This is a genomic window from Metabacillus idriensis, assembly GCF_050483325.1.
Classification (GTDB): Bacteria; Bacillota; Bacilli; order Bacillales; family Bacillaceae; genus Bacillus_P; species Bacillus_P idriensis_A.
Window position 1 is genome coordinate 41,999 of sequence record NZ_JBCMYF010000026.1, and the last position, 19,721, is coordinate 61,719.

At 40.0% G+C, this 19,721-nt stretch carries 21 protein-coding genes; 13 read left to right on the plus strand and 8 right to left on the minus strand.

Annotated features, from left to right (window positions below; genetic code table 11):
- Positions 1–8 precede the first annotated feature (8 nt).
- Entirely contained in the window at positions 9–698 is a 690-nt protein-coding gene (gene chbG / locus ABEQ24_RS15110; protein ID WP_430007547.1) for a chitin disaccharide deacetylase, read from the plus strand.
- 82 nt (positions 699–780) lie between these two features.
- Here chbG and ABEQ24_RS15115 read toward each other — a convergent pair whose 3' ends face one another.
- The 4 genes from ABEQ24_RS15115 to ABEQ24_RS15130 form a co-directional block, all read right to left on the minus strand.
- Positions 781–1,803, minus strand: a complete 1,023-nt coding sequence (locus ABEQ24_RS15115; protein ID WP_430007548.1) for an acyltransferase — start codon at positions 1,801–1,803, stop codon at positions 781–783.
- 167 nt (positions 1,804–1,970) lie between these two features.
- The gene (locus ABEQ24_RS15120; RefSeq protein ID WP_430007549.1) at positions 1,971–3,701 is read right to left on the minus strand and encodes a sensor histidine kinase; all 1,731 of its coding nucleotides are present in this window, start codon (positions 3,699–3,701) and stop codon (positions 1,971–1,973) included.
- Positions 3,698–4,411 carry a response regulator transcription factor gene (locus ABEQ24_RS15125; RefSeq protein ID WP_430007567.1) on the minus strand — a complete coding sequence of 238 codons (714 nt, stop codon included), beginning with the start codon at positions 4,409–4,411 and terminating at the stop codon, positions 3,698–3,700. The genes ABEQ24_RS15120 and ABEQ24_RS15125 overlap by 4 nt, the downstream gene beginning before the upstream one ends.
- Positions 4,412–4,467: 56 nt before the next feature.
- Positions 4,468–4,653, minus strand: coding sequence for a hypothetical protein (locus tag ABEQ24_RS15130; RefSeq protein WP_430007550.1), 186 nt, complete (start codon positions 4,651–4,653; stop codon positions 4,468–4,470).
- A gap of 159 nt (positions 4,654–4,812) precedes the next feature.
- Here ABEQ24_RS15130 and ABEQ24_RS15135 point away from each other — a divergent pair, with 159 nt between their 5' ends.
- Genes ABEQ24_RS15135 through ABEQ24_RS15155 form a run of 5 tightly spaced genes read left to right on the plus strand, consistent with a single transcriptional unit; the run spans position 4,813 to position 8,978 of the window.
- Positions 4,813–6,222, plus strand: coding sequence for a spore germination protein (locus ABEQ24_RS15135; protein WP_430007551.1), 1,410 nt, complete (start codon positions 4,813–4,815; stop codon positions 6,220–6,222).
- Positions 6,219–7,400: a Ger(x)C family spore germination protein gene (locus ABEQ24_RS15140; RefSeq protein WP_430007552.1), complete on the plus strand. Its 1,182-nt coding sequence runs from the start codon at positions 6,219–6,221 to the stop codon at positions 7,398–7,400. Before ABEQ24_RS15135 ends, ABEQ24_RS15140 begins: the two co-directional genes overlap by 4 nt.
- Positions 7,401–7,412: 12 nt before the next feature.
- Positions 7,413–8,528 carry a GerAB/ArcD/ProY family transporter gene (locus tag ABEQ24_RS15145; RefSeq protein WP_430007553.1) on the plus strand — a complete coding sequence of 372 codons (1,116 nt, stop codon included), beginning with the start codon at positions 7,413–7,415 and terminating at the stop codon, positions 8,526–8,528.
- Between the two features lie 10 nt (positions 8,529–8,538).
- Positions 8,539–8,751, plus strand: coding sequence for a hypothetical protein (locus ABEQ24_RS15150; RefSeq protein ID WP_430007554.1), 213 nt, complete (start codon positions 8,539–8,541; stop codon positions 8,749–8,751).
- A gap of 14 nt (positions 8,752–8,765) precedes the next feature.
- A complete protein-coding gene (locus ABEQ24_RS15155; protein WP_430007555.1) occupies positions 8,766–8,978 on the plus strand; it encodes a ferritin-like domain-containing protein in 213 nt (70 codons plus the stop codon).
- A gap of 31 nt (positions 8,979–9,009) precedes the next feature.
- Here ABEQ24_RS15155 and ABEQ24_RS15160 read toward each other — a convergent pair whose 3' ends face one another.
- A complete protein-coding gene (locus ABEQ24_RS15160) occupies positions 9,010–9,462 on the minus strand; it encodes a hypothetical protein (protein WP_430007556.1) in 453 nt (150 codons plus the stop codon).
- Positions 9,463–9,707: 245 nt separating this feature from the next.
- On the opposite strand from ABEQ24_RS15160, the gene ABEQ24_RS15165 reads away from it, so the two are divergent.
- From ABEQ24_RS15165 to ABEQ24_RS15190, 6 genes are all read left to right on the plus strand, one after another.
- On the plus strand, positions 9,708–10,541 hold the full coding sequence (locus ABEQ24_RS15165) for an alpha/beta fold hydrolase (protein ID WP_430007557.1): 834 nt from the start codon (positions 9,708–9,710) through the stop codon (positions 10,539–10,541).
- A gap of 188 nt (positions 10,542–10,729) precedes the next feature.
- Positions 10,730–11,740 carry a LacI family DNA-binding transcriptional regulator gene (locus ABEQ24_RS15170; RefSeq protein ID WP_430007558.1) on the plus strand — a complete coding sequence of 337 codons (1,011 nt, stop codon included), beginning with the start codon at positions 10,730–10,732 and terminating at the stop codon, positions 11,738–11,740.
- A 117-nt stretch (positions 11,741–11,857) separates the two neighbouring features.
- Positions 11,858–13,090, plus strand: coding sequence for an ABC transporter substrate-binding protein (locus ABEQ24_RS15175; RefSeq protein WP_430007559.1), 1,233 nt, complete (start codon positions 11,858–11,860; stop codon positions 13,088–13,090).
- 145 nt (positions 13,091–13,235) lie between these two features.
- Positions 13,236–14,099 (plus strand): carbohydrate ABC transporter permease, encoded by an 864-nt coding sequence (locus ABEQ24_RS15180; RefSeq protein WP_133312166.1) that lies wholly within the window; start codon positions 13,236–13,238, stop codon positions 14,097–14,099.
- Positions 14,099–14,920 carry a carbohydrate ABC transporter permease gene (locus ABEQ24_RS15185; protein ID WP_430007560.1) on the plus strand — a complete coding sequence of 274 codons (822 nt, stop codon included), beginning with the start codon at positions 14,099–14,101 and terminating at the stop codon, positions 14,918–14,920. The genes ABEQ24_RS15180 and ABEQ24_RS15185 overlap by 1 nt, the downstream gene beginning before the upstream one ends.
- Positions 14,921–15,009: 89 nt before the next feature.
- Complete coding sequence (locus ABEQ24_RS15190) at positions 15,010–15,732, plus strand: ThuA domain-containing protein (RefSeq protein WP_430007561.1); 723 nt, start codon at positions 15,010–15,012, stop codon at positions 15,730–15,732.
- A 131-nt stretch (positions 15,733–15,863) separates the two neighbouring features.
- Here the strand turns inward: ABEQ24_RS15190 and ABEQ24_RS15195 are convergent, their stop codons facing one another.
- Both ABEQ24_RS15195 and ABEQ24_RS15200 read right to left on the minus strand, forming a co-directional pair.
- Positions 15,864–16,556 (minus strand): response regulator, encoded by a 693-nt coding sequence (locus tag ABEQ24_RS15195; protein WP_430007562.1) that lies wholly within the window; start codon positions 16,554–16,556, stop codon positions 15,864–15,866.
- Positions 16,556–18,133 (minus strand): ATP-binding protein, encoded by a 1,578-nt coding sequence (locus ABEQ24_RS15200; RefSeq protein WP_430007563.1) that lies wholly within the window; start codon positions 18,131–18,133, stop codon positions 16,556–16,558. The genes ABEQ24_RS15195 and ABEQ24_RS15200 overlap by 1 nt, the downstream gene beginning before the upstream one ends.
- 106 nt (positions 18,134–18,239) lie before the next feature.
- Here ABEQ24_RS15200 and ABEQ24_RS15205 point away from each other — a divergent pair, with 106 nt between their 5' ends.
- The gene (locus ABEQ24_RS15205; protein ID WP_430007564.1) at positions 18,240–19,268 is read left to right on the plus strand and encodes a DctP family TRAP transporter solute-binding subunit; all 1,029 of its coding nucleotides are present in this window, start codon (positions 18,240–18,242) and stop codon (positions 19,266–19,268) included.
- A 216-nt stretch (positions 19,269–19,484) separates the two neighbouring features.
- Here the strand turns inward: ABEQ24_RS15205 and ABEQ24_RS15210 are convergent.
- On the minus strand, positions 19,485–19,721 hold a 237-nt coding region (locus tag ABEQ24_RS15210), incomplete at its 5' end, for a hypothetical protein (protein ID WP_430007565.1).

Sequence of the window (19,721 nt, forward strand, 5' to 3'; positions counted from 1 at the left end):
GGAAGATCATGCCTCAATTTATTATCAATGCAGATGATTTTGGCTATTCCAGAGGGGTGAATTACGGAATAATTGATGCCCATGCAGACGGGATTGTAAATTCAGCGACAATGATGGTGAACATGCCAGGTGCTCTTCACGCAGCTTCGCTTGCTAAAAAACACCCCAAGCTTAAGACGGGTGTCCATTTAACCCTGACTTGCGGTAAGGCAGTAAGCTCTCAAGTGCCATCATTGGTTGATGATAATGGTTTTTTTAGAATTAAAAATGACCAAAGCCAATACCAAGATTTGAATGCGGATGAAGTGGAAGCAGAATGGGAGAGTCAGATTCAGCGGTTTTTGTCTTTTGGTTTAACACCATCCCATTTGGACAGCCATCATCACGTTCATTCCTGGCCAATTCTTGAACCGGTCATTAAAAAGCTTTCAAATCAGTATGAACTTCCGGTCAGGCGTTTTTGGAAAGGGGAAATAGAGGGGCTCAAGGCGCTTTCAGATGTGTTTTTGTTTGATTTTTACGGAGATGATTTAAACCCGGATTATTTTTCTGCTTTAAAAGAGAATTATCAAGGGGATATCATTGTTGAAGTAATGTGCCACCCAGCGTATATTGATGAAGCTCTAATAAAGGGTTCTTCCTATTGTTTGCAGAGAAGCAAGGAACTGTCCATATTAATGGCAGCCCGGTTTGAGTAGCTTCCTGAGCTCAAAGCGCATTGGAGTCTATGTTACCCGGACCACTGCGGACACCATTTATATTCAAAAACGCCTTTTTGTTTCATTTCTGCTCCCTGATTGTCAGTTTTATAGATTGAATACCATTATATGCAAGATACGAAATGACAAAAATAAACAGAGAATACAGCTGTGGCCAAATTGAATTTTCTGTCATGCTTTTCAGTCTCAAAATAGTTACTAACATGTCCATTACTTTTATGAAAAAAACATGGATAATGTAAATACCAAGAGCGTTACTTCCGATTTTTGTTATAAGCATCCCTTTTCCCAGCTGGCTATTATTCAGGGCAAAGGAAAATAAAAACACGGTTAGAAAAATGGTGGATATAAAATATTCCCCGTGACTGCCTGATAATCCCTTTTCTAAAGTGTAGCCCTCCATCACTTGCAGAAATGAAAAGACAAGAAATAAATAGAAAAAAGCAGCTGCGTTTATTTTCAGGGATTTAATCATTTGTGAATGTAAAGCAAAGAAACATCCCAGAGTTGTATAAAATAATCCTAAGAATATAGCATCCCTGGAACTGATTGGAAGGTTAAAGAACATGGAATAGGATTGTCCGAAGAGTCCAATTATGTTCAAAATGAAGCTAAGGGTTAATAGGACATTTATTTTTTTTAGTCTATAAGCAATAAATAGAATGATGATACTCCAAATTAAAGATGTTAAAAACCATAATTGGTATCCGCTGGTCCCTTTTCCATAATAAAGTAGATTCAGCAAGGTGAATTCATCAAAATACTTCATTAATTCCTGAAGTACATCAGAATCACCAAGATATATGACGAGAACATCATATATTGTATAAAAAATGAGCCAGCATACGTAAATTTTAACAATTTTGATAACATACCTTCTGAAATACAGCACAGACTCCCGGGTATTGATGATTTTATTTCCAAACAAGTAACCAGAAGCAACAAAGAAAAAAGGCACAGCAAATCTGGAAAGGTTGTCGAGAACAAACCATTCAATCCTGCTGTCTAATGGAAATGTATGAATCACTACTACAGCAAATATTGCAAAAAATTTTATAAAGTCTATTGCATAATTTCTCTCCATTATTTAACCCCTTCGATTTTCACCTTGATTGAGAATTGTTTTATTATTTGCAAATATAGCTTTTATCATTAAAAAAACGTCCGTCTGATTTACAGCAGACGGACGTTTTTTAAGTTTAGCACTGCTCTTATTTTTAAATAAGATGGATCAGGACTGCTCCAAATAAATTAAAGGGGGAATTTAAGTGTAATGACTGTCCCTTTTCCAAGCTCGCTCCAGACGGTAATCTCGCCATTATGAGCAAGGATCAGCTGCTTTGCAATAGCAAGTCCGAGTCCGGTCCCTTTTGTAGATTCTTCTGTATTTGTTCCTCTGAAATAACGGTCAAAAAGATTATCCTTTGTTGCCTCGTCCATCCCGTTTCCGGTGTCTTTAATCAGGATAGAGAAGAAGGCTGCTTCTTTCTTCAGAGAAATACCAACCTCTGTTGAAGAAGGATTATGCTTGAACGCATTAGCGACAAGGTTTTCAACAATACGGTGAAACCACCGTTTATCGATAGGGAAATAGATTTCATCATCAGAAGGGTGAAAATCGATTTCCCGTTCTTGATATTGCGGATCATTTAAAACATGCACGATGGATCTTCTGATTGTTTCGTTCATTTCCTCTTTCTCAATCTGGAGAGGCAGAGCCTTATTTTTCAGGCGATAGGTCAGATTGAAGTCATCAATCAAAGACGTCATATAGCTTGCTTTGTCTTTCATAATGCAGGCAAACTCCTGAACTTCTTCCTTTGTCCAGTCATATTGATCGGACTCAAGCATGTATGCATATCCGTACAGAGAGCTTAAAGGCGTTTTCAGATCATGGGACAGGCCTGTAATCCAGTCTTCCCTTCTTTCATCCATCATTGCCCGGTCCTTATCTTTTTGAATTAAATTTGAGGTAAGCACGTTGAGGGAGTAGATAATATCATGATAGATTCTAAACGAATTTTTTAATTTTCCGTTTTGACGTGAGCTTGCCCGGACGCCTTTTTTAGAAAGAGGCTCCTCATATCTTCCTGTCGCAAGATTTTCAAGCCATAGAATCATATGAAGCAGCGGCTTTCCAAGCTTATTTGAATACCAGATAGAGATAATGAAAAATAAGATTCCAGTGAAAAGAACGAAAACGATAATCCATTTGAATAAGGAAACCATGAGACTGTTGTCAAATTGATCATCGGGGAAGTACTCTTTATTTGGGGACCCAATGATGTATTTATTTCCAGTTTCCGGATCGTCGTAAGTGGAAATAGACACCTTATGGTTCCATGGTTCTTTCTTATAAGACATCAATTCGAAGTATTGAGGCAGATTTTTATTGTCTTTATTAAAAGAGTAAATTAGAGCGTACTCAGAATCATAGATTGCAAGCCAAGCTTTTTGTTTTTTAAAATCAGCCTGCATTTCTTTTGAAAGCAAGGGCTTCTTATTAAGTGCAGTGCCTTTTTCTATAAGTGATGTCATCAGGTCCGTATTAGCAGAGTGCTTTCCGTAGAGGACGATATAGGACTCTTCTTCCTGGTGAAGCATCCAATATGTCTGATCATAATGGAATGCTTTTTCTGCATCTGCAAAAAAGTTAGTCAGTGCATACTTCTTTGGAATTGAAGAAGGTGTCAAGTATGAAAAGACAACTTGTCCCTTCTCATCAATGACCTGCAGCCAGCCGTTCTGCTTTTTGATTGCATTTCTGGCTGACTCATCAAGCGTTATGTCATCATGATCTGAAAAATGAAAGATATCTCCAATATACAGCGGGTCAATCCGTTTCACTTCTTTTTCAAGCATGTTATTGAAATCCTGTGTCATCAAAATTGCAAGTGATGCTCCGGTAATGGTTAAAAACAGAAGAAACCAGACAATCATATGAAAAATGAAGAAACGTGTAAGCTTTCTTTTTAAGTTCATGGTTTGACCCTGTTATCAACAAATTTATAGCCAAGGCCTCTGATTGTTTTAATGTAGCGCGGCTGACTTGGATTTTCTTCAATTTTCTCGCGGAGTTTTCTGATGTGGACCATAACCGTGTTGTCATCAACCATATAATGCTCATTCCAGACGTTCTCATAAAGCTGATGTTTGGTAAATACGCGATTTGGATGCTTGCAAAAGAAAATCAGCAGCTGAAAGAGCTGTGCCGAACAGTCAACTGTCTGATTAGCTACGGTCAATTCAGCTGAAGAAACATTTAATGTGAAGCGATCGTACTCATAAAGCTCTTCTAGAGCAGTCTTTTGATTGATTTGAGGCAACGTGCGCTTTAACAGGGCTTTAGCGCGTGCCGCCACTTCGAGAGGGTTAAAAGGCTTTGTAATATAGTCATCGGCGCCATATGCAAAGCCTGATAATTTGTCGAGATCACTGCTTTTTGCGCTTAAAAAGATGATTGGCGCATCTGTTTTTTGTTTGATAAGCGGGCAAAGATCAAATCCGCTTATATCAGGAAGCATGATGTCGAGAACGATTAAATCATACTGTTTTCGCTCTATTGCTTTAAGAGCGTTTGCTCCTGTTAAGCATTCATCTATATGTAAAAAGCCTTCTTTTTGCAACACTGTGCGGACTAGCTTAATAATCGCTTCTTCATCGTCCACTAATAGAATTCTGCAAGTATGAATCAAGGAAACCTTCCCCTTTCTGTCTTTCATAACCTTAATTTAAATCCGTTCATTTGTTAAGAGCTTCCTGTATGTTTCAGTTTGTTTTTTTCAATCAGGCGACAAATGATGTTTCCGGTTAGACTGCCCAAGAATAGAGCAGCAAGCCACCAATAATACTGGGATGCGATTGATACTCCAAAATGTCTTGAAATCATCAAAAGACACGCAGCCGTTGCGGTATATCTGAAAATTGCCTTCATTTAGCCAGCTCCTTTTTTTACACTATCCCCAGTCTAGCAGTATTAGCTTTACACATGGTTATCGAAACCTTAATACCAGCTTAATTGTTAAAAATAGGATAAAAATACATATTTAAGAATGCAGGAGACATACTACTTAAAAACAATTGCGGTGGTTAAATGACCATAACTGATGACAAGATCTCGTCCGTTTTAACACTGAACTGTGAGTTGGTGAAAGAAATTACAGGCGGAAGCGCTGACATGATTATTCACCAGATCCAATCATTCAGCCATTCAAACATCAAAGGAATTATGACAAGGATTGACGGAATATCGGATGATACAAAAGTGTTTGAATTTACTTTAAAGCCTCTCATCGAATCGCTCGCTGAAAAAAAACAGTATGCATCCCCCGAATATTTAAAAGAATTAAAAGATACGATCATCGCAATCGATGACATTCAGATCGAAAATAAGTGGGAGAACATCACGAAAGAGCTGCTGGACGGTAATACTATACTCTTTTTTGATCAAATTGGATTTGCATTAATTGTAGGAACATCAGGCGGAGAAAAAAGACCAATTTCAGAACCTACATCCCAAACAGTTATCCGCGGACCGAAGGATAGTTTTATAGAAGATATCAGAGTAAATACTTCACTCGTCAGAAGACGTCTGAAATGTACTGGACTTTGTGTGGAAAAGCTTGAAGAAGGCAAATACTCCCATACAAAAGTTGAATTGATGTATTTAAAAGATAAGGTGAATGAGAAAGCTCTTAAAGCAGTAAAAGAAAAGCTGGTGAATAAAGATCCGAATATTATCATGGAATCTGCCTATATCGAAAAAATTGTTCAAAACGATCAGATTACTCCATTTCCAGTGATTAATCATACAGAAAGACCTGATGAAATTGTCAGTAACCTGTATGAGGGAAGAATCGCCATCTTTATTGACGGTACTCCTTTTGTTCTCTATTGCCCAATCGAATTCCGTACTTTTTTTCAGACAACGGAGGATTATTTTCAGCAGTTCAGCATTGATAAATTCATGCAGGGCCTAAGATATTTTGCTTTTTTCCTGTCCTTGTTTGCCCCTTCAATCTATGTTGGACTTGTGACTCATCATCAGGCAATGATTCCAAACAGTCTGCTGCTGAGTCTCTATGCTCAAAGGGAAGGGATTCCATTTCCTTCCTTAATCGAGGCTCTTATTATGGAGACAACTTTTGAAATATTAAGGGAAGCAGGAATCCGAATGCCTAGAGCAATCGGTCAGGCCGTATCCATTGTTGGCGCATTAGTTATTGGACAAACGGCAGTAGAGGCGGGTCTTGTATCCACAGCGGTTGTGATTGTGGTCTCCATTACGGCAATCTCAAGCTTTACAACACCAAACTACAGCTTGGCTACAACTGCAAGGATGCTCAGGTTTATCTTCATGTTCGTTTCTTATTTTCTCGGGTTTTACGGTCTGCTTCTCGCAATGCTTATTTTAATGGGACATTTAATGAGTTTAAAATCACTCAATATGCCTTATTTTACCTATAAAGATTCGGGCAAAAAAGTCAGGAAGAGTTCAACATGAAGAAAATCGCGATGATGATCTGTTTTGTCTTATTTATGAGCGGCTGCGGCACTCAAAAAGAGTTAAATGAGCTTGCCTTAATTTTGTCGCTTGGAGTGGACGTATATGATGACAGCGGCTATCGGGTCACCCTTCAAATTGCTGATCCGAGTGAAATTATATCTATTACAGGTGCCACAAGCGGTACAACTTCCATTCCGATTGTTAACTATACAGGTGTGGGGCCAACCTTTATCGAGGCCCTGGAGGATGCAGCAAAGCAAGTATCCCGCAGCACTTTTTACACTCATGTGGCCTTAATTGTCATCGGGCAGGATTTAGCTGAGCGGGGAATCTTTCCGCTTCTTGATATTTTAGAAAGAGAACCTGAGATCAGGGAAAACATTCCGATTGTGATAGGGAATCAGGCATCAGCCTTTCAGGTTCTTAACTCTTTGACAATGATCAATAAACTTCCGGCATTCTCCATCAAAGGCAAGCTGAAAATGAATGAGGAGAGCTTCGGGAATACGATGACTGTGTCTATTAAAGAATTCCTCATAAAGAAAGATTCTGAAGCTGGATATCCTATCGTCAGCGGGGTGAAAACTCCAGACTATACGGAAAAGACAAGTCAAAAAGTGAACCTTGAACAGGCAGCTCCAAAATCAAGTCTTGTGTCAGGACTGGCTGTTTTTGACCAAGAAGGGAAATTTCTTTATTGGCTTGATGAGGAGCAAAAAAGAAGTGTTCTTTTTCTGGAAAACAGGATACAGCAGGCATTCATCACGGTGCCCTGCGACGATGAAAATTCAACAACAATTAAGGTGACGTATGCAAAAGCTAAAAAGAAAGCCAGTATGACAGGTGATCACATTAAACTGAGCGTCAACATTAAAACGGAAGCTGAAATAGACGGTTTAGGCTGTGAGAATCAAAAAATGAATAAAAAAAGGACAATTACAGACTTTGAGCAAGAGCTGGAAGGGCTCATTGAACAAGAAATAATGGCGTCAATCAAAGAAGCCCAAGATCGTCAAACCGATATCTATGGATTTGGAGAAACGATTTACCGTCAAAATCCTGATCAGTGGAAAAAGCTTAAGGGCGAGTGGAAAGAGTTATTTTCCGGTGCAGATGTTGAAGTACATGCGGAAGCGGAGATTAAACGAACGGGCAATATCACAAATTCAAATTAAGGGACAGATGCTATGCAAATTCCTTCCATTACATCAAACCAATTGCTGTTTACCATATTTATATTTGAAATAGGAAGCGCCATTTTGCTTGATGCGGCTAAAGGTGCCAGGCAGGATGCATGGATTGCAATCCTGCTTGGTTTTACTGCGGCGATTCCGCTGATATTATTATATCTTTCTCTCTACCGGAAAAATCCGAAACTAACTCTTACTGGTCTATTAATGAAAGGATTTGGAAAGAAAATCGGTCTCCTGCTCTGCTTTGCGTATATGATTTATTTTCTCTACATAAGTGCACGAGTATTAAGAGATTTTGGAGAGCTGCTGATCATTTCTGCGTATAAGGATACGTCCATGATTGTGATCAATAGCTTCATGATTCTCTGCGTTATCTATTTTTCGCTAAAGTCCTTTCAGGTTGTTGCAAAGCTCGGTGTTCTATTATTTGTGTTAATTATCGTTCCGTTCTTTGTCATTATTATGTTTGAAATTCTCTCGCAGCTTGTTCATGTGGAGTATGTTAAGCCCATCCTCGGAAACGGATGGGGGCCAGTATTAAAAACGATCTTTCCAACAATCCTGACCTTTCCATTTGGAGAAATGGTCGTATTTTTAATGATTTTCCCACTGCTGGATGAGAAAAAGAAGGCATTAAAGGTAACATTCACAGCACTGATTATGGCGACATTTGTATTAATGACAACAGCGTTTTTGCATGCTGCCATTTTAGGTGCCGATATGGTCGAAAGGTCCATGTTTCCTATTTTAACCACCGTTTCTCTCGTCAGCATTTCAGATTTTATTGAAAGACTTGATGCATTTGTTGTGATATTGATGATTGTCACAGGCTTTATGAAAGTTTATATTTTCTTCTACGGAGCAACCAGAATGGCAGAAGAGGCATCAGGAGTGAAAATCAAGCAAATCTCTGTTGTTTTCGGTATTTTCGTCATTCTTTTAGCAGTGCTCATGGCACCAGATTACATTGAACATATTAAAGAAGGAATTGAAGTCGTTCCGTACTTTCTTCATATTCCCTTTCAGATCGTCTTGCCTGTACTTTTATTTTTATCGCTTGCAGTAAAGTCGTATTTGGAAAAACAAAGGAAAATGCCGCTTAAGCAATAGGAGGGGGAAAATGATAAAGATGATTGGTTTTGTCGCGATAAGTTTTATTTCATTATTTGGTCTTGCGGTCGGAATGGACCTGATCCAGGGAATGAAATGGAGTGTTTTTTTTAAAGAAGCAAAATTTCATTTCGGAACGCTTAAACTGGATGATTATTTTTCAATGTCCATATGGCTTGGTTTATTGATCTTTTATTTGATCAAAGTCCCCAATCAGCAATAATAAGCCTGTCAGGGATGCCGTACAATCCTGCACAAATAGAAGAATGCCCGGGGGATTATTATGCTGCGCTGACAGCTGCTTTTAAAGACGTGCAGGAAACTGTGGATTTCTATCTTGATATTGCGGAGAATGCAAGCAGCCTCTATATTCGAAAACAATTAAAAAGAGCATCAGCAGATGAACAGAATCATGCCGTATGGTTCCTGTATTATTTAATGCAGAAATAGCTGAGGGCATTATCATCGCTGATGCCTGATGTCACTTCAATTGATAATCGACTTTGCTGTATAGCCTCGTTCCGTTGTGAAGCCCAAGCTTTTTTTCCTGGTCTTCATTAAGACCGTTAATACTGATTACAATTTCGTCACCGCGCAGGGAAATCGTTCCTTCAACAGGTTTTTTAATTGCAGTATCTTCTATTGTAAAAGGGCCATCTCCATTTCCGCGGATGGTCGTTTTTGTTTTGTGTTCTTTCAGAATCTTGTTGTCTTTCGACTTCAGTCCGAGTGTCAGCTCAGCAACCTGTCCATCTTCAGGAAACGCAACAATGGCAAAATTGCCTTCTTCTTTCACTTTAACCCGGTCTACCCAAGTCCCGTTATAGATGCCCTGCATACTGTAATCTTCGTTCTGAAGCTGCGGGCGGTTGCATCCAGACAGAATGAATGCAGCGGCAGCAACAAACAAAAGGCTTAATTTCAATTTCTTCATAGCAGATCCCTTCCTGTTATAAACTCTCTCTCTTATTATCGCCTAAAAAGGGGGAAAGAAGCAAAGGATAGAGAGTTGCCGGCAGGATATTGAAAATGATGCGGTTAATTAAAGAAAGAGACACATCCACGCGCAGGAATTCTCATACAAACTACAGATACCTTAGGAATCGTTTAAAGGAAAGAAGAAAAGGGTAAAAATATATCTTACGACAAGAAAATCGCGGAAGATGAAAGGATTCCTTAATGAAATCAAAAAAGAATATTGCACTTATTACAGGTATTTGTTTATTAGCCGTTGTTATAATCGCAGAGATTATAAAGCCTGAGATTTCAAATGGAGCAAGTGAGGTAAAGCATGAAGAAACGCCGACGGTTTTCGTGCACGGCTACAGAGGGTCCCTGAATTCGTTCGAAGGCATGATGGAGAGATTTCAGTCCGATTACGAATGGGGAGAAAAAAAACTTGTGTGCACATCGGATAATCGAGTAGCAGAATGTAGTGCCCTTACAGAGGAAAAGGTGAAAAATCCTCTTATTCAAGTTTATTTTGAAGACAACGATTCAAACTTTGAGAATACTAGCATAGAACTTGGCAATATCCTGAAGCTTTTAAAAGAAAAATACGGGTATGATAAAATCAATATCGTTGCCCATTCCATGGGAGGCCTTGTTTCAGTCAATTATATTCAAGAAACTAGACAGGAAGAAGAGTTCCCGAAGGTAGAAAAGCTTGTCACAATCGGAACTCCATTTAAGGGCATCAAAAGAGAAGTATTTGAAAAAAGATATCATGAGAAAAAGCATGATTTAATCGCAGATTCTCAGGCAATTCAGGAATTATATGCAGAAAAAGGTAACTTCGATCCAAATGTACAAGTGTATTCAATCGCAGGGAAAATCAGTAAAAAAGAAGACGGAGACGGTCTGGTCTCTGTTCAAAGTGCAACATCCCTGAAAAAGGTAGTCGCAGCAGACCATTACCGTGAGCAAATTATTGTATCCAAGAAAGCTACTCATAATGGCCTTCATGAAAATAAGGAAGTCGACGAGGAAGTCGGCAGGTTTTTGTGGAAGTAAGAAAAAGTCCAGAGAGGGCTTTTTTTTTGCATTAATATGGCAACTCTTTCAATAATCAAATGGCAGTTCCAGCTTTGCCGCTTTATTTGAGGAGAAAAATTTAATTATTTTCATATTGTAAATGCTTTCATTAGGTGGTACTATAAATTTACGAAAACGTTTACGTTTCAGCAGAGAGAAGGTGGGAAATGAATTATACCATCAAAGATGTAGCAAAAAAGGCCAATGTTTCGATTGCAACTGTTTCAAGAATTCTCAATAATCAGAAGGGTTACTCTGAGAAAACGAAACGGAAGGTTCTTTTAGCCATAGAAGAATTGGACTACCATCCAAACGCGATTGCAAGAGGATTGATCAATAAAAAAACGTCAACGATTGGTGTATTATTTCCGGCACTTTCAAGTATGCTCGTGACGGAACTGTTAGCCGGAATCGAAAAAGCAGCTCATCAGCTTGGATCAAGCGTGATTGTCTGCCATACAGAGTCCAATGGTTCGAAAACAATGAAATATCTGCAATTGCTAAGTGAAAAGCGTGTTGACGGAATTATTTTTACGAGTGAGATCTTAAAAGAAGAATACTACGAATTTATTCTGAAAATGAATATTCCCCTCGTTCTTTTATCAACTGAATCACGTGCTTATTCAGTGCCTTACGTCAAAGTGGATGACAGGCATGCAGCGTATTCCGCCACACAGTACTTAATCAAAAAAGGACACACTCGCATCGGCATGATCAGCGGAAATCAAAACGATCTTATCGCTGGAAAACCGAGAATTGACGGTTTCAAGGATGCGTTAATTGACCATGAATTGTCCGTTGATGACAGCCGGATTGTCAGCTGCGGGGGATTTACCTTTGCAGACGGAATAAAAGGATTAAAGAAAATGAAAGACCAGGCAGCTGATGTGACAGCAATCTTTGCAGCAAGCGATGAAATTGCATTCGGAGCGATTTCAGCGGCTTATCAGCAGGGCATAAGAATACCAGAAGAATTATCGATTATCGGCTATGATAATTTAAGCATCGCTGAAATGTCGATTCCCCCTTTAACATCACTTGCTCAGCCGTTTTATGAAATGGGAAAAAAGGCTGCAAACATGATATTTGACATGATAAACGGCGAGCAGCTCGTAGAGAGCCGGATTATGCCGCATTCGATCATGGAAAGAAGCAGTGTGGCGGAAAAAGAGGACTAGATTTTCTTCTTTTTTTAGCTCATGACGTAAACGTTTACGTTGATAAAGTGATCAAATGGTTCTTTTTTTGAAGAAAAGAGTAAACGTTTACTTATTCTGAATTGGGAGGCGAAATGAATGATCAAAAAGGTAACCGCCATCGCCGCTGGCATTGTACTTGGCGTATCGATACTAGCAGGATGCTCTTCGGGAGAGGAGAAAGAAGGGAAAGTAACACTGAATCTTTTCTCCAACAAATCTGAAAACATCAATACGTATAAAGGTTTGATAGAAGAGTTTGAAGCAGAGAATCCAGATATCAGAATTAAATTTGATTCTCCTCCGGAAGCAGAGACTGTGCTGCGGACAAAGCTTATAAAGAATGATATTCCTGACGTCATGCTGATTGCAGGGAACGCTACCTACGGAGAATTGGGCAGGGCAGGAGTGCTTGAGGATTTTGCTGATTCAGAGCTGATTGACTCGATTCAGCCTTCCTATCTTGACATGATTGACCGCTTAGTAGGCCCTGAAAAAGATGGTGTCTACGGGCTGCCTTATGCGACAAACGCAAACACGGTTATTTATAACAAACAGAAATTTGAAGAGCTTGGTCTTGAAGTTCCGAAAACATGGGATGAATTCATTGCCGTATTGGAAAAAGCAAAAGCTGCAGGCGAAATACCAATCTATTTAACTCTTAAGGATGCCTGGACTGGCATGATTTCCTTGAACTCACTTGGAGGTAATCTTGCTGGTGAAGAATTTGCAGAAAAGAAAAGCTCCGGAAAGACCTCTTTTGTAAAAAGCTACGATGAAGTCGCTGACAAGCTGCTGACCCTCGCTGAATACGGACACAAAGACAACTTTGGGATTGCTTACGGCGATGGCAACAATGCGTTCGCAGCAGGTGAGGGTGTCATGTATATTCAAGGAAACTGGGCGATTCCTGAGATCTTAAAAGCGAATCCTGAAGCAGAGCTTGGCGTTTTCCCAATGCCTGTAACAAACGACCCGGAGCAAAACAAACTTGTTTCAGGTGTTGATGTTCTGCTTACGATCAGCAAAGACAGCGAGCACAAAAGAGAAGCTGAAAAATTCCTCGAATTTATGCTTGAGAAAGAGACAGCAAAACGTTATATCGATGAGCAAAAAGCTTTCTCTGCAATAGAAGGCGTTTATCAAGAGGATCCGGTTTTTGAAGGAATAAAAGAGAACTTTGAAAAAGGAAAGATTACAAGCTTCCAAGATCACTATTATCCAGCAGGAATGGGTGCAGAAAACATTCTTCAGGAATTTCTGATTGAGAAAAAGAAAGGCGCTTTCTTAAAGAAAATGGATAGAGAGTGGGAGAAAGTAGAGGATCGCTGATCGGGCGATATTGTCCAGCCGCACAGCCCGCTCCCCTCGGTCAGAATAGATTCCAAAATAAAGTCAAAATCTGACTTTCACGGTATGAATCCTTATCTGCCTGCAGGGTCTAAACGGGCGCATTTCTAGTAAAGGAGATGAATCGATGAACACTAAAAACAGAGTATTTCTGATCATGACCATTCCTGCCGTAATCCTGTTCTTTATCTTTCATACCTATCCTGCGCTTCAGGGGATATTCTACAGTTTTACAGACTGGAGAGGGTACGGGGAATGGAACTTTGTCGGATTTAAAAATTATCTGAATGTCTTTAAAGACGAAAGAGCACTTGATGCGTATGGTTTTACGTTTAAATTTGCCATCATTTCAACGATTCTCGTGAATTTTTTCAGCTTGCTTGTGGCGATGGGGCTTAATGCGAAGATTAAGTTTCAGAAAACACTTCGGGCTGTGTATTTCATGCCTTATATCTTAAGTATTCTGATCGTTGGTTTTATCTTCAACTTCATTTTCACGCATTTCCTGCCTGATATTGCAGGAGGCCTTGGAATTGAGGCATTATCTAAAAATATTCTTGGTGACCCGAACCTTGCCTGGGTCGGTATCGTGATCGTAGCTGTTTGGCAGGCTATCGCGTTTAATACAATCTTGTACCTTGCAGGTCTTGTTACCATTACAGAGGATTTATATGAAGCGGCAAGCATTGACGGTGCCGGGATTTGGACAAAGTTCTGGAAAATCACGTTTCCGCTGATTGCTCCATTTTTCACCATCAATATGATTTTATCAATGAAAGGCTTTCTGATGGTGTTTGACCAGATTGTTGCCCTTACAGGCGGAGGACCGGGTCAATCAACAGAATCGATTTCACTTCTGATCTACAGAGGCGGCTTCCAGGGCGGAGAATTTGCCTATCAGTCTGCAAATGCAGTCATTTACTTTATTGTGATTGTGATCTTTTCAATCTTTCAGCTTAAAATCCTTGAAAAAAGAGAGGTGGGGAACTGATGATCAGCAAAAAGACAAACTGGCCTGTCACCATTCTCTTGATTTTAGGGGCCATGTTCATTATCCTGCCGCTTTATTTAACCGTTACCATTGCCTTTAAAACACCGCAGGAGCTTGCTGGAAATCTGCTTGCCCTGCCGCAGTCATGGTCTTTTGATAACTTTACTAAAGCAATCGAAATGACGAATTTCTTCAATGCATTAAAAAACAGCGTATTCGTCACTGTATTAGTCGTCATCTTTACGGTTCTGACGAATTCAATGGTCGCATATGCGATTGCACGCAACATGCATAAGAAGTTTTATAAATTCACTTTTTACTATTTTGTTAGTGCGATGTTTATTCCATTTCCGATCATCATGCTTCCGATTGTAAGACAAACAGCATTATGGGGTATGGATAACCTATTGGGACTAGTGATTTTGTACATCGTCTACAATTTATCTTTTAATATCTTTATTTATGTAGGGTATATAAGATCCATTCCGAAAGAGCTGGAAGAAGCAGCAATCGTAGATGGCGCAACAACATGGGGAGTTTTCTGGAAGGTCATTTTCCCGCTGCTTGCACCTATGAATGCAACTGTCGCCATCCTTACATGTCTTGGGGCGTGGAACGATTTTCTTCTGCCTCTCGTCGTACTGAGCGACAGCGACATGGCCACATTGCCGCTTGTGCAGTATATTTTCCAATCGCAGTTCAGCACAGATTATAACCTGGCATTTGCCTCGTACCTTCTTGCACTGATCCCGATGATTATTGTCTATGTCTTTGCACAAAAATGGATCATCAGCGGAGTCATGAAGGGATCAATTAAATAATATGGCTTAATTAATAGGCCGGTTTATTGTATATTGAAATAGAAAGATTAGCATAAATATTAAAAAAATTATTATAGGGAGATTTTACAATGAAAATTACAGTTTGGAACGAAAACCGCCATGAACAAAAAAATCCAGCAGTAGCAGAAATTTATCCAGAAGGCATCCACGGCGCTATCGCTAACTTCTTAAAAGACAACGGTCTTGATGCTGCGACAGCTACATTAGATCAGCCTGAGCACGGGTTAACAGAAGAAGTATTAAACGAGACAGACGTTCTTTTCTGGTGGGGGCATCTTGCTCATGATGAGGTTTCTGACGAAATCGTTGAGCGTGTTCAAAAACGTGTACTTGAAGGAATGGGCTTAGTTGTTCTTCATTCAGGACACTTCTCAAAAATCTTCAAAAAGCTGATGGGTACATCTTGTGACCTTAAATGGCGCGAGGCTGATGACAAAGAGCGTCTATGGGTAGTTGATCCTTCTCATCCGATTGCAGAAGGAATCGGCGAATACATCGAAATTGAAAAGGAAGAAATGTACGGAGAGCACTTTGATATTCCGGCTCCTGATCAATTAGTATTTGTCAGCTGGTTTGAAGGCGGCGAAGTGTTCCGTTCAGGCTGCACATACCAAAGAGGCAACGGAAAGATTTTCTACTTCCGTCCAGGACATGAAACATACCCGACTTACCACAACAAAGAGGTTCAAAAAGTATTAGTCAATGCTGCTAAATGGGCAGCACCTACAAAACGCGAGTATCCGGTTTACGGCAATGCTCAGCCGCTTGAGAAAATTACTGTTAAATCATAATGAAAAGGGTACGCAATTGTGCAATTGCGTACCTTTTTTTTGTTCTGATGAAATGGGAACCCTAAGAAATCGAAAAACAGAATCCGTTGAGAAATTGTACAAGAAACCCTGTTTTGTGTACGCAAGGATACCTAAGCTCTGCCTGAAATAAGATACTTGTTAACAGGTCTTCCGATACCGCCATAATGAATATCAATCTCTAATTTGCCTTCCCGTTCAAGGTGCTCAAGATATCGCCGCGCTGTTACTCTGGCGATTCCGACGCTTGATGCTACATTCTCAGCTGAAACCGGAGCGCTTTGATCATGGAGAAAGGTAAGAATTTTATAGAGAGTCACTTCATGCAAGCCTTTTGGCAAATCCTTTCTCTCATCAAGATCTTCTTTTTGAAACCTGATGGAATCCAATTCTTTTTGTGTCAGCCGGGTTTTATCTTTCAGCTTGCTTCGATAAGCGGAATAGTTTTCAAGTGACTGCTTCAGCCGTTCGAATTTAAATGGCTTCATTAAATAATCAACAGCCCCGTGGAGCAGAACATTTCGGACTGTTTCCATGTCGCTTGCTGCGGTTATCGCAATGATATCAGCGGCATGTCCTTCAGCCCGAATGGATTGAATGGTCTCAAGTCCATTCATTTTGGGCATGTACATATCTATCAAAATCAAATCAGGAGCAAGCTTTCTCACAAGCTCAAGGCCATCAGCACCATTTGATGCGATCCCAATAACCTCAAACCCTTCCACTCTTTCTAAAAACTCCCGATTCACCTCCTGAACCATTAAATCATCTTCAATCAGAAGTACGGAAACTGGTTTGGCCGGCATCATATCTCCTCCATATAAAAAGTAACTGTAAAGGTTGTTCCTGCACCTTCTTCAGACTCTATTATGATTCTGCCCTTTGACTGCTGAATAATCTGATTGACTAAATGCAGCCCTATTCCCCGGTCACTGCCGCCCTTTGTAGAAAAGCCCTGTTCAAAAATCCGGGGGCGGTCCGCTTCTTTTATCCCGCTTCCATTATCTTCTACTAAAAGTGTCAGTAATTCTGCATCCTGTTCAATGCTGATAAAAATATGAGGGAAGGGACCTTGATGGTGTTTAAAGGAATCAAATGCATTTTCAATCAAGTTACCGAGAATCAGAACAAAATCATGATGATCAAGAGTGGCTGGAAATCTATTAAACTGGCTGTTGCGGTCAATTTCCACACGGATTCCAAGTTCGGTTCCGCGGCGTATTTTACTGAGCAGCAGGCCGGCAAGACTCTCATCTCTGATGTTTTTACTCAAAAATTGAATCAGCTCTTCTTGCTCTTCAGTCGTTTTAAAGACAAATTGCAGCGCTTTTTCGTGGTTTCCAAGCTGTATCAGACCTGCAATTGTATGGAGTTTATTATTGTATTCATGATTTTGGACACGTAAAGCGTTTACAAATGCTCGTACACCTGTTAATTCTTCTGCCATCTTTTTCACTTCTGTCCGGTCCTGAAAGATGGCCACTGCTCCAACCGTCTCTCCGCTCACTTTAATGGGAACCCGGTTGCTCAAAATGTTGAGGTTGCCCACATTAAGTTCTTTACTGTAAATCGCATGATCAAGCTTGAGAATTTCAGGCAGGGCTGTATCAGGGATGATTTCTCTGATGGATTTCCCGATCACATCACCGTTAATCCGCATCATTTTCTTCGCTTTATTATTAAAAATCGTAATCTTTTCCCTTGTATCGATTGCTATTACACCTTCGTGCATAGCATTGAAGGTTTCGGTGCGTTCTACGAGCAGCCTGGCAATTTCATGCGGCTCGAGGTGAAACATCTGCCTTTTTATTTGACGGGCAAGTATCCAGGCTCCCCAGCCTCCAAACAGCAATGAGAGACTTGCTGTGATAAAAATTTCAAACGCAAGGCTTTGCAGCACTTCAAGAAAGACCGGAAGTTTGTATCCGGCTAGAACGACACCAATTTGCTCGTGGTCATCGTTCATTACAGGGACAAAAGCACGCATGACCGTCCCGATTTCTCCATTTGCTTTTGATGTATAGGAATGTTCTGCAAAGGCAGGTCCTTCATCGTTTCCCTGTGAGCGGGTTCCTATCCTGTCATGCACGGGATGTGTCAGCCGTTCACGATCCATGTTTAAAACCACAATATAATTAGCGTTGTTGATAATTCTTAGGCGGTCAATCACTTTGTTAAGATCATTTTCCCCGCTTTCAAGGGCTTCTTTCACTTCAGGAAGTTCAGCGATCGTCTGCGCTGTAACGAAAGAGCGCGCCTTTAATTCTTCTTCTTTTCCGCTTATATAATTGCCGATTAAAACAATCCCTGCCAGAAAAAGAGAAAAACCCAATATAAAAAAGATTAAGCCTGCAATTTTCCATAAGATTGATATACGTCTCATATAGTTCCTCATTATTCTGAAGAATGAAATATCTTTCATTGTAACATGCGTCAAAATGTCATGATACAATGAATCTACTAAAAAATTGATTGAAACGGTGGATAGTATGAAATGGTTTATTAGTGCAAGTCTATTAACAGTGCTCATTTTGGTGGCAGTTTTTTCACACGATCCTATGCATGAAATTGAAGATGACGATGAACAGACTGGTTTGAATGATCAAATTGTGATTAAGTTCAGTCATGTGGTTGCTGAAAATACACCTAAGGGACTGGCGGCAGAAAAATTTGCCGAGATTATCGCGGACCGGACAGATGGAAAAATAAAAGTGGAAGTTTTTCCGAATGAAATTATGTACTCAGATGAAAAAGAGCTGCAGGCCTTAAAAAAGGGCGACGTCCAAATGATTGCTCCTTCTTATTCAAAAATGACGGAGGTCATCCCTGAATGGCAGGTGCTTGATTTGCCGTTTATTTTTCAGGATGAGCAGCATGTCAAAAACGTTTATACGGGAGAAGTTGGAGAAAGGCTCCTCGGCAAACTTGAACGTGAAAATATTAAGGGCCTTGCTTTGTGGGGAAATGGCTTTAAGCAAATGACCAGCAGCAGGGGCGCATTGATCGATCCTGAGGATTTTTCAGGACAGCGCTTTAGAATTATGCCAAGTAATACAATCGCAAAACAGTTTGAACTTCTCCATGCCATCCCAAAAGCAGCTTCCTTCAACGATGTATACATCGCTTTGGAAGGCAATGAATTTGAAGGACAGGAAAACACCATTTCAAATATTTATTCAAAAGGATTTTATCGTCTGCAAAAAGACATGACGGTTTCAAACCACGGCTATTTAGGCTATTCAGTTTTAATGAATGAAGAATTTTGGAACAGCTTGGAACCCGAACTGCAAACTCAAATTCAAAAAGCCATGAACGAGACGACAGAGTGGATGCTTGAGGAATCAAAAGATATGAATGAATCACAGCTGAGAAGAATGAAACAAAATTCCAAGATAAAAATACATGAGCTAAGTGAAGCTGAAAAAGATAAATGGCAGGAAGTTTTTATGCCGCTTTATGAGGCGTATTCGTCTGAATACGGGGACAATTGGATTGAGGATATTCAAAACGAGCGATAAAAATTGGCCGCTGCAAGGGTGCAGCGGTTTTTCTAATAAAGAGGCATTCGGAGAGAGACAGGCTAAAAAGACGATGAAAATTGGTCAGTCGATTCCGCATTTCGTGGTGTCCAGCTTCATCGGCAAACTCCTCGGCCAGAACAAAATCCTCCAATTAATTCGGAAACCCATCCAATTAAATTGAAAACCCCATCAATTCGGTATTGACTCTTCTGTCTAACCAGTCGTGTCCGCTTTTTGTGGTGTCCAGCTCCATCGCCAAACTCCTCGGCAAGAATGAAATCCTCCAATTAATTCGCAAACCCCATGAATTAATTCAGAAACCCTATCAATTAATTCCCAAACCCCATGAATTAATTCAGAAACCCTATCAATTAATTCCCAAACCCCTCCAATTAAATTGAAAACCCCATCAATTCGGAATTGATTCCTTGGTCTGAACAGTCGGTTCCG

Excerpts from the sequence above, each read along its gene's own strand:
- chbG (WP_430007547.1), top strand. The coding sequence starts at position 9 with ATGCCTCAATTTATTATCAATGCAGATGATTTTGGCTATTCCAGAGGG.
- ABEQ24_RS15115 (WP_430007548.1), bottom strand. The coding sequence starts at position 1,803 with ATGGAGAGAAATTATGCAATAGACTTTATAAAATTTTTTGCAATATTT.
- ABEQ24_RS15120 (WP_430007549.1), bottom strand. The coding sequence starts at position 3,701 with ATGAACTTAAAAAGAAAGCTTACACGTTTCTTCATTTTTCATATGATT.
- ABEQ24_RS15130 (WP_430007550.1), bottom strand. The coding sequence starts at position 4,653 with ATGAAGGCAATTTTCAGATATACCGCAACGGCTGCGTGTCTTTTGATG.
- ABEQ24_RS15135 (WP_430007551.1), top strand. The coding sequence starts at position 4,813 with ATGACCATAACTGATGACAAGATCTCGTCCGTTTTAACACTGAACTGT.
- ABEQ24_RS15140 (WP_430007552.1), top strand. The coding sequence starts at position 6,219 with ATGAAGAAAATCGCGATGATGATCTGTTTTGTCTTATTTATGAGCGGC.
- ABEQ24_RS15145 (WP_430007553.1), top strand. The coding sequence starts at position 7,413 with ATGCAAATTCCTTCCATTACATCAAACCAATTGCTGTTTACCATATTT.
- ABEQ24_RS15150 (WP_430007554.1), top strand. The coding sequence starts at position 8,539 with ATGATAAAGATGATTGGTTTTGTCGCGATAAGTTTTATTTCATTATTT.
- ABEQ24_RS15155 (WP_430007555.1), top strand. The coding sequence starts at position 8,766 with ATGCCGTACAATCCTGCACAAATAGAAGAATGCCCGGGGGATTATTAT.
- ABEQ24_RS15160 (WP_430007556.1), bottom strand. The coding sequence starts at position 9,462 with ATGAAGAAATTGAAATTAAGCCTTTTGTTTGTTGCTGCCGCTGCATTC.
- ABEQ24_RS15165 (WP_430007557.1), top strand. The coding sequence starts at position 9,708 with ATGAAATCAAAAAAGAATATTGCACTTATTACAGGTATTTGTTTATTA.
- ABEQ24_RS15170 (WP_430007558.1), top strand. The coding sequence starts at position 10,730 with ATGAATTATACCATCAAAGATGTAGCAAAAAAGGCCAATGTTTCGATT.
- ABEQ24_RS15175 (WP_430007559.1), top strand. The coding sequence starts at position 11,858 with ATGATCAAAAAGGTAACCGCCATCGCCGCTGGCATTGTACTTGGCGTA.
- ABEQ24_RS15180 (WP_133312166.1), top strand. The coding sequence starts at position 13,236 with ATGAACACTAAAAACAGAGTATTTCTGATCATGACCATTCCTGCCGTA.
- ABEQ24_RS15185 (WP_430007560.1), top strand. The coding sequence starts at position 14,099 with ATGATCAGCAAAAAGACAAACTGGCCTGTCACCATTCTCTTGATTTTA.
- ABEQ24_RS15190 (WP_430007561.1), top strand. The coding sequence starts at position 15,010 with ATGAAAATTACAGTTTGGAACGAAAACCGCCATGAACAAAAAAATCCA.
- ABEQ24_RS15195 (WP_430007562.1), bottom strand. The coding sequence starts at position 16,556 with ATGCCGGCCAAACCAGTTTCCGTACTTCTGATTGAAGATGATTTAATG.
- ABEQ24_RS15200 (WP_430007563.1), bottom strand. The coding sequence starts at position 18,133 with ATGAGACGTATATCAATCTTATGGAAAATTGCAGGCTTAATCTTTTTT.
- ABEQ24_RS15205 (WP_430007564.1), top strand. The coding sequence starts at position 18,240 with ATGAAATGGTTTATTAGTGCAAGTCTATTAACAGTGCTCATTTTGGTG.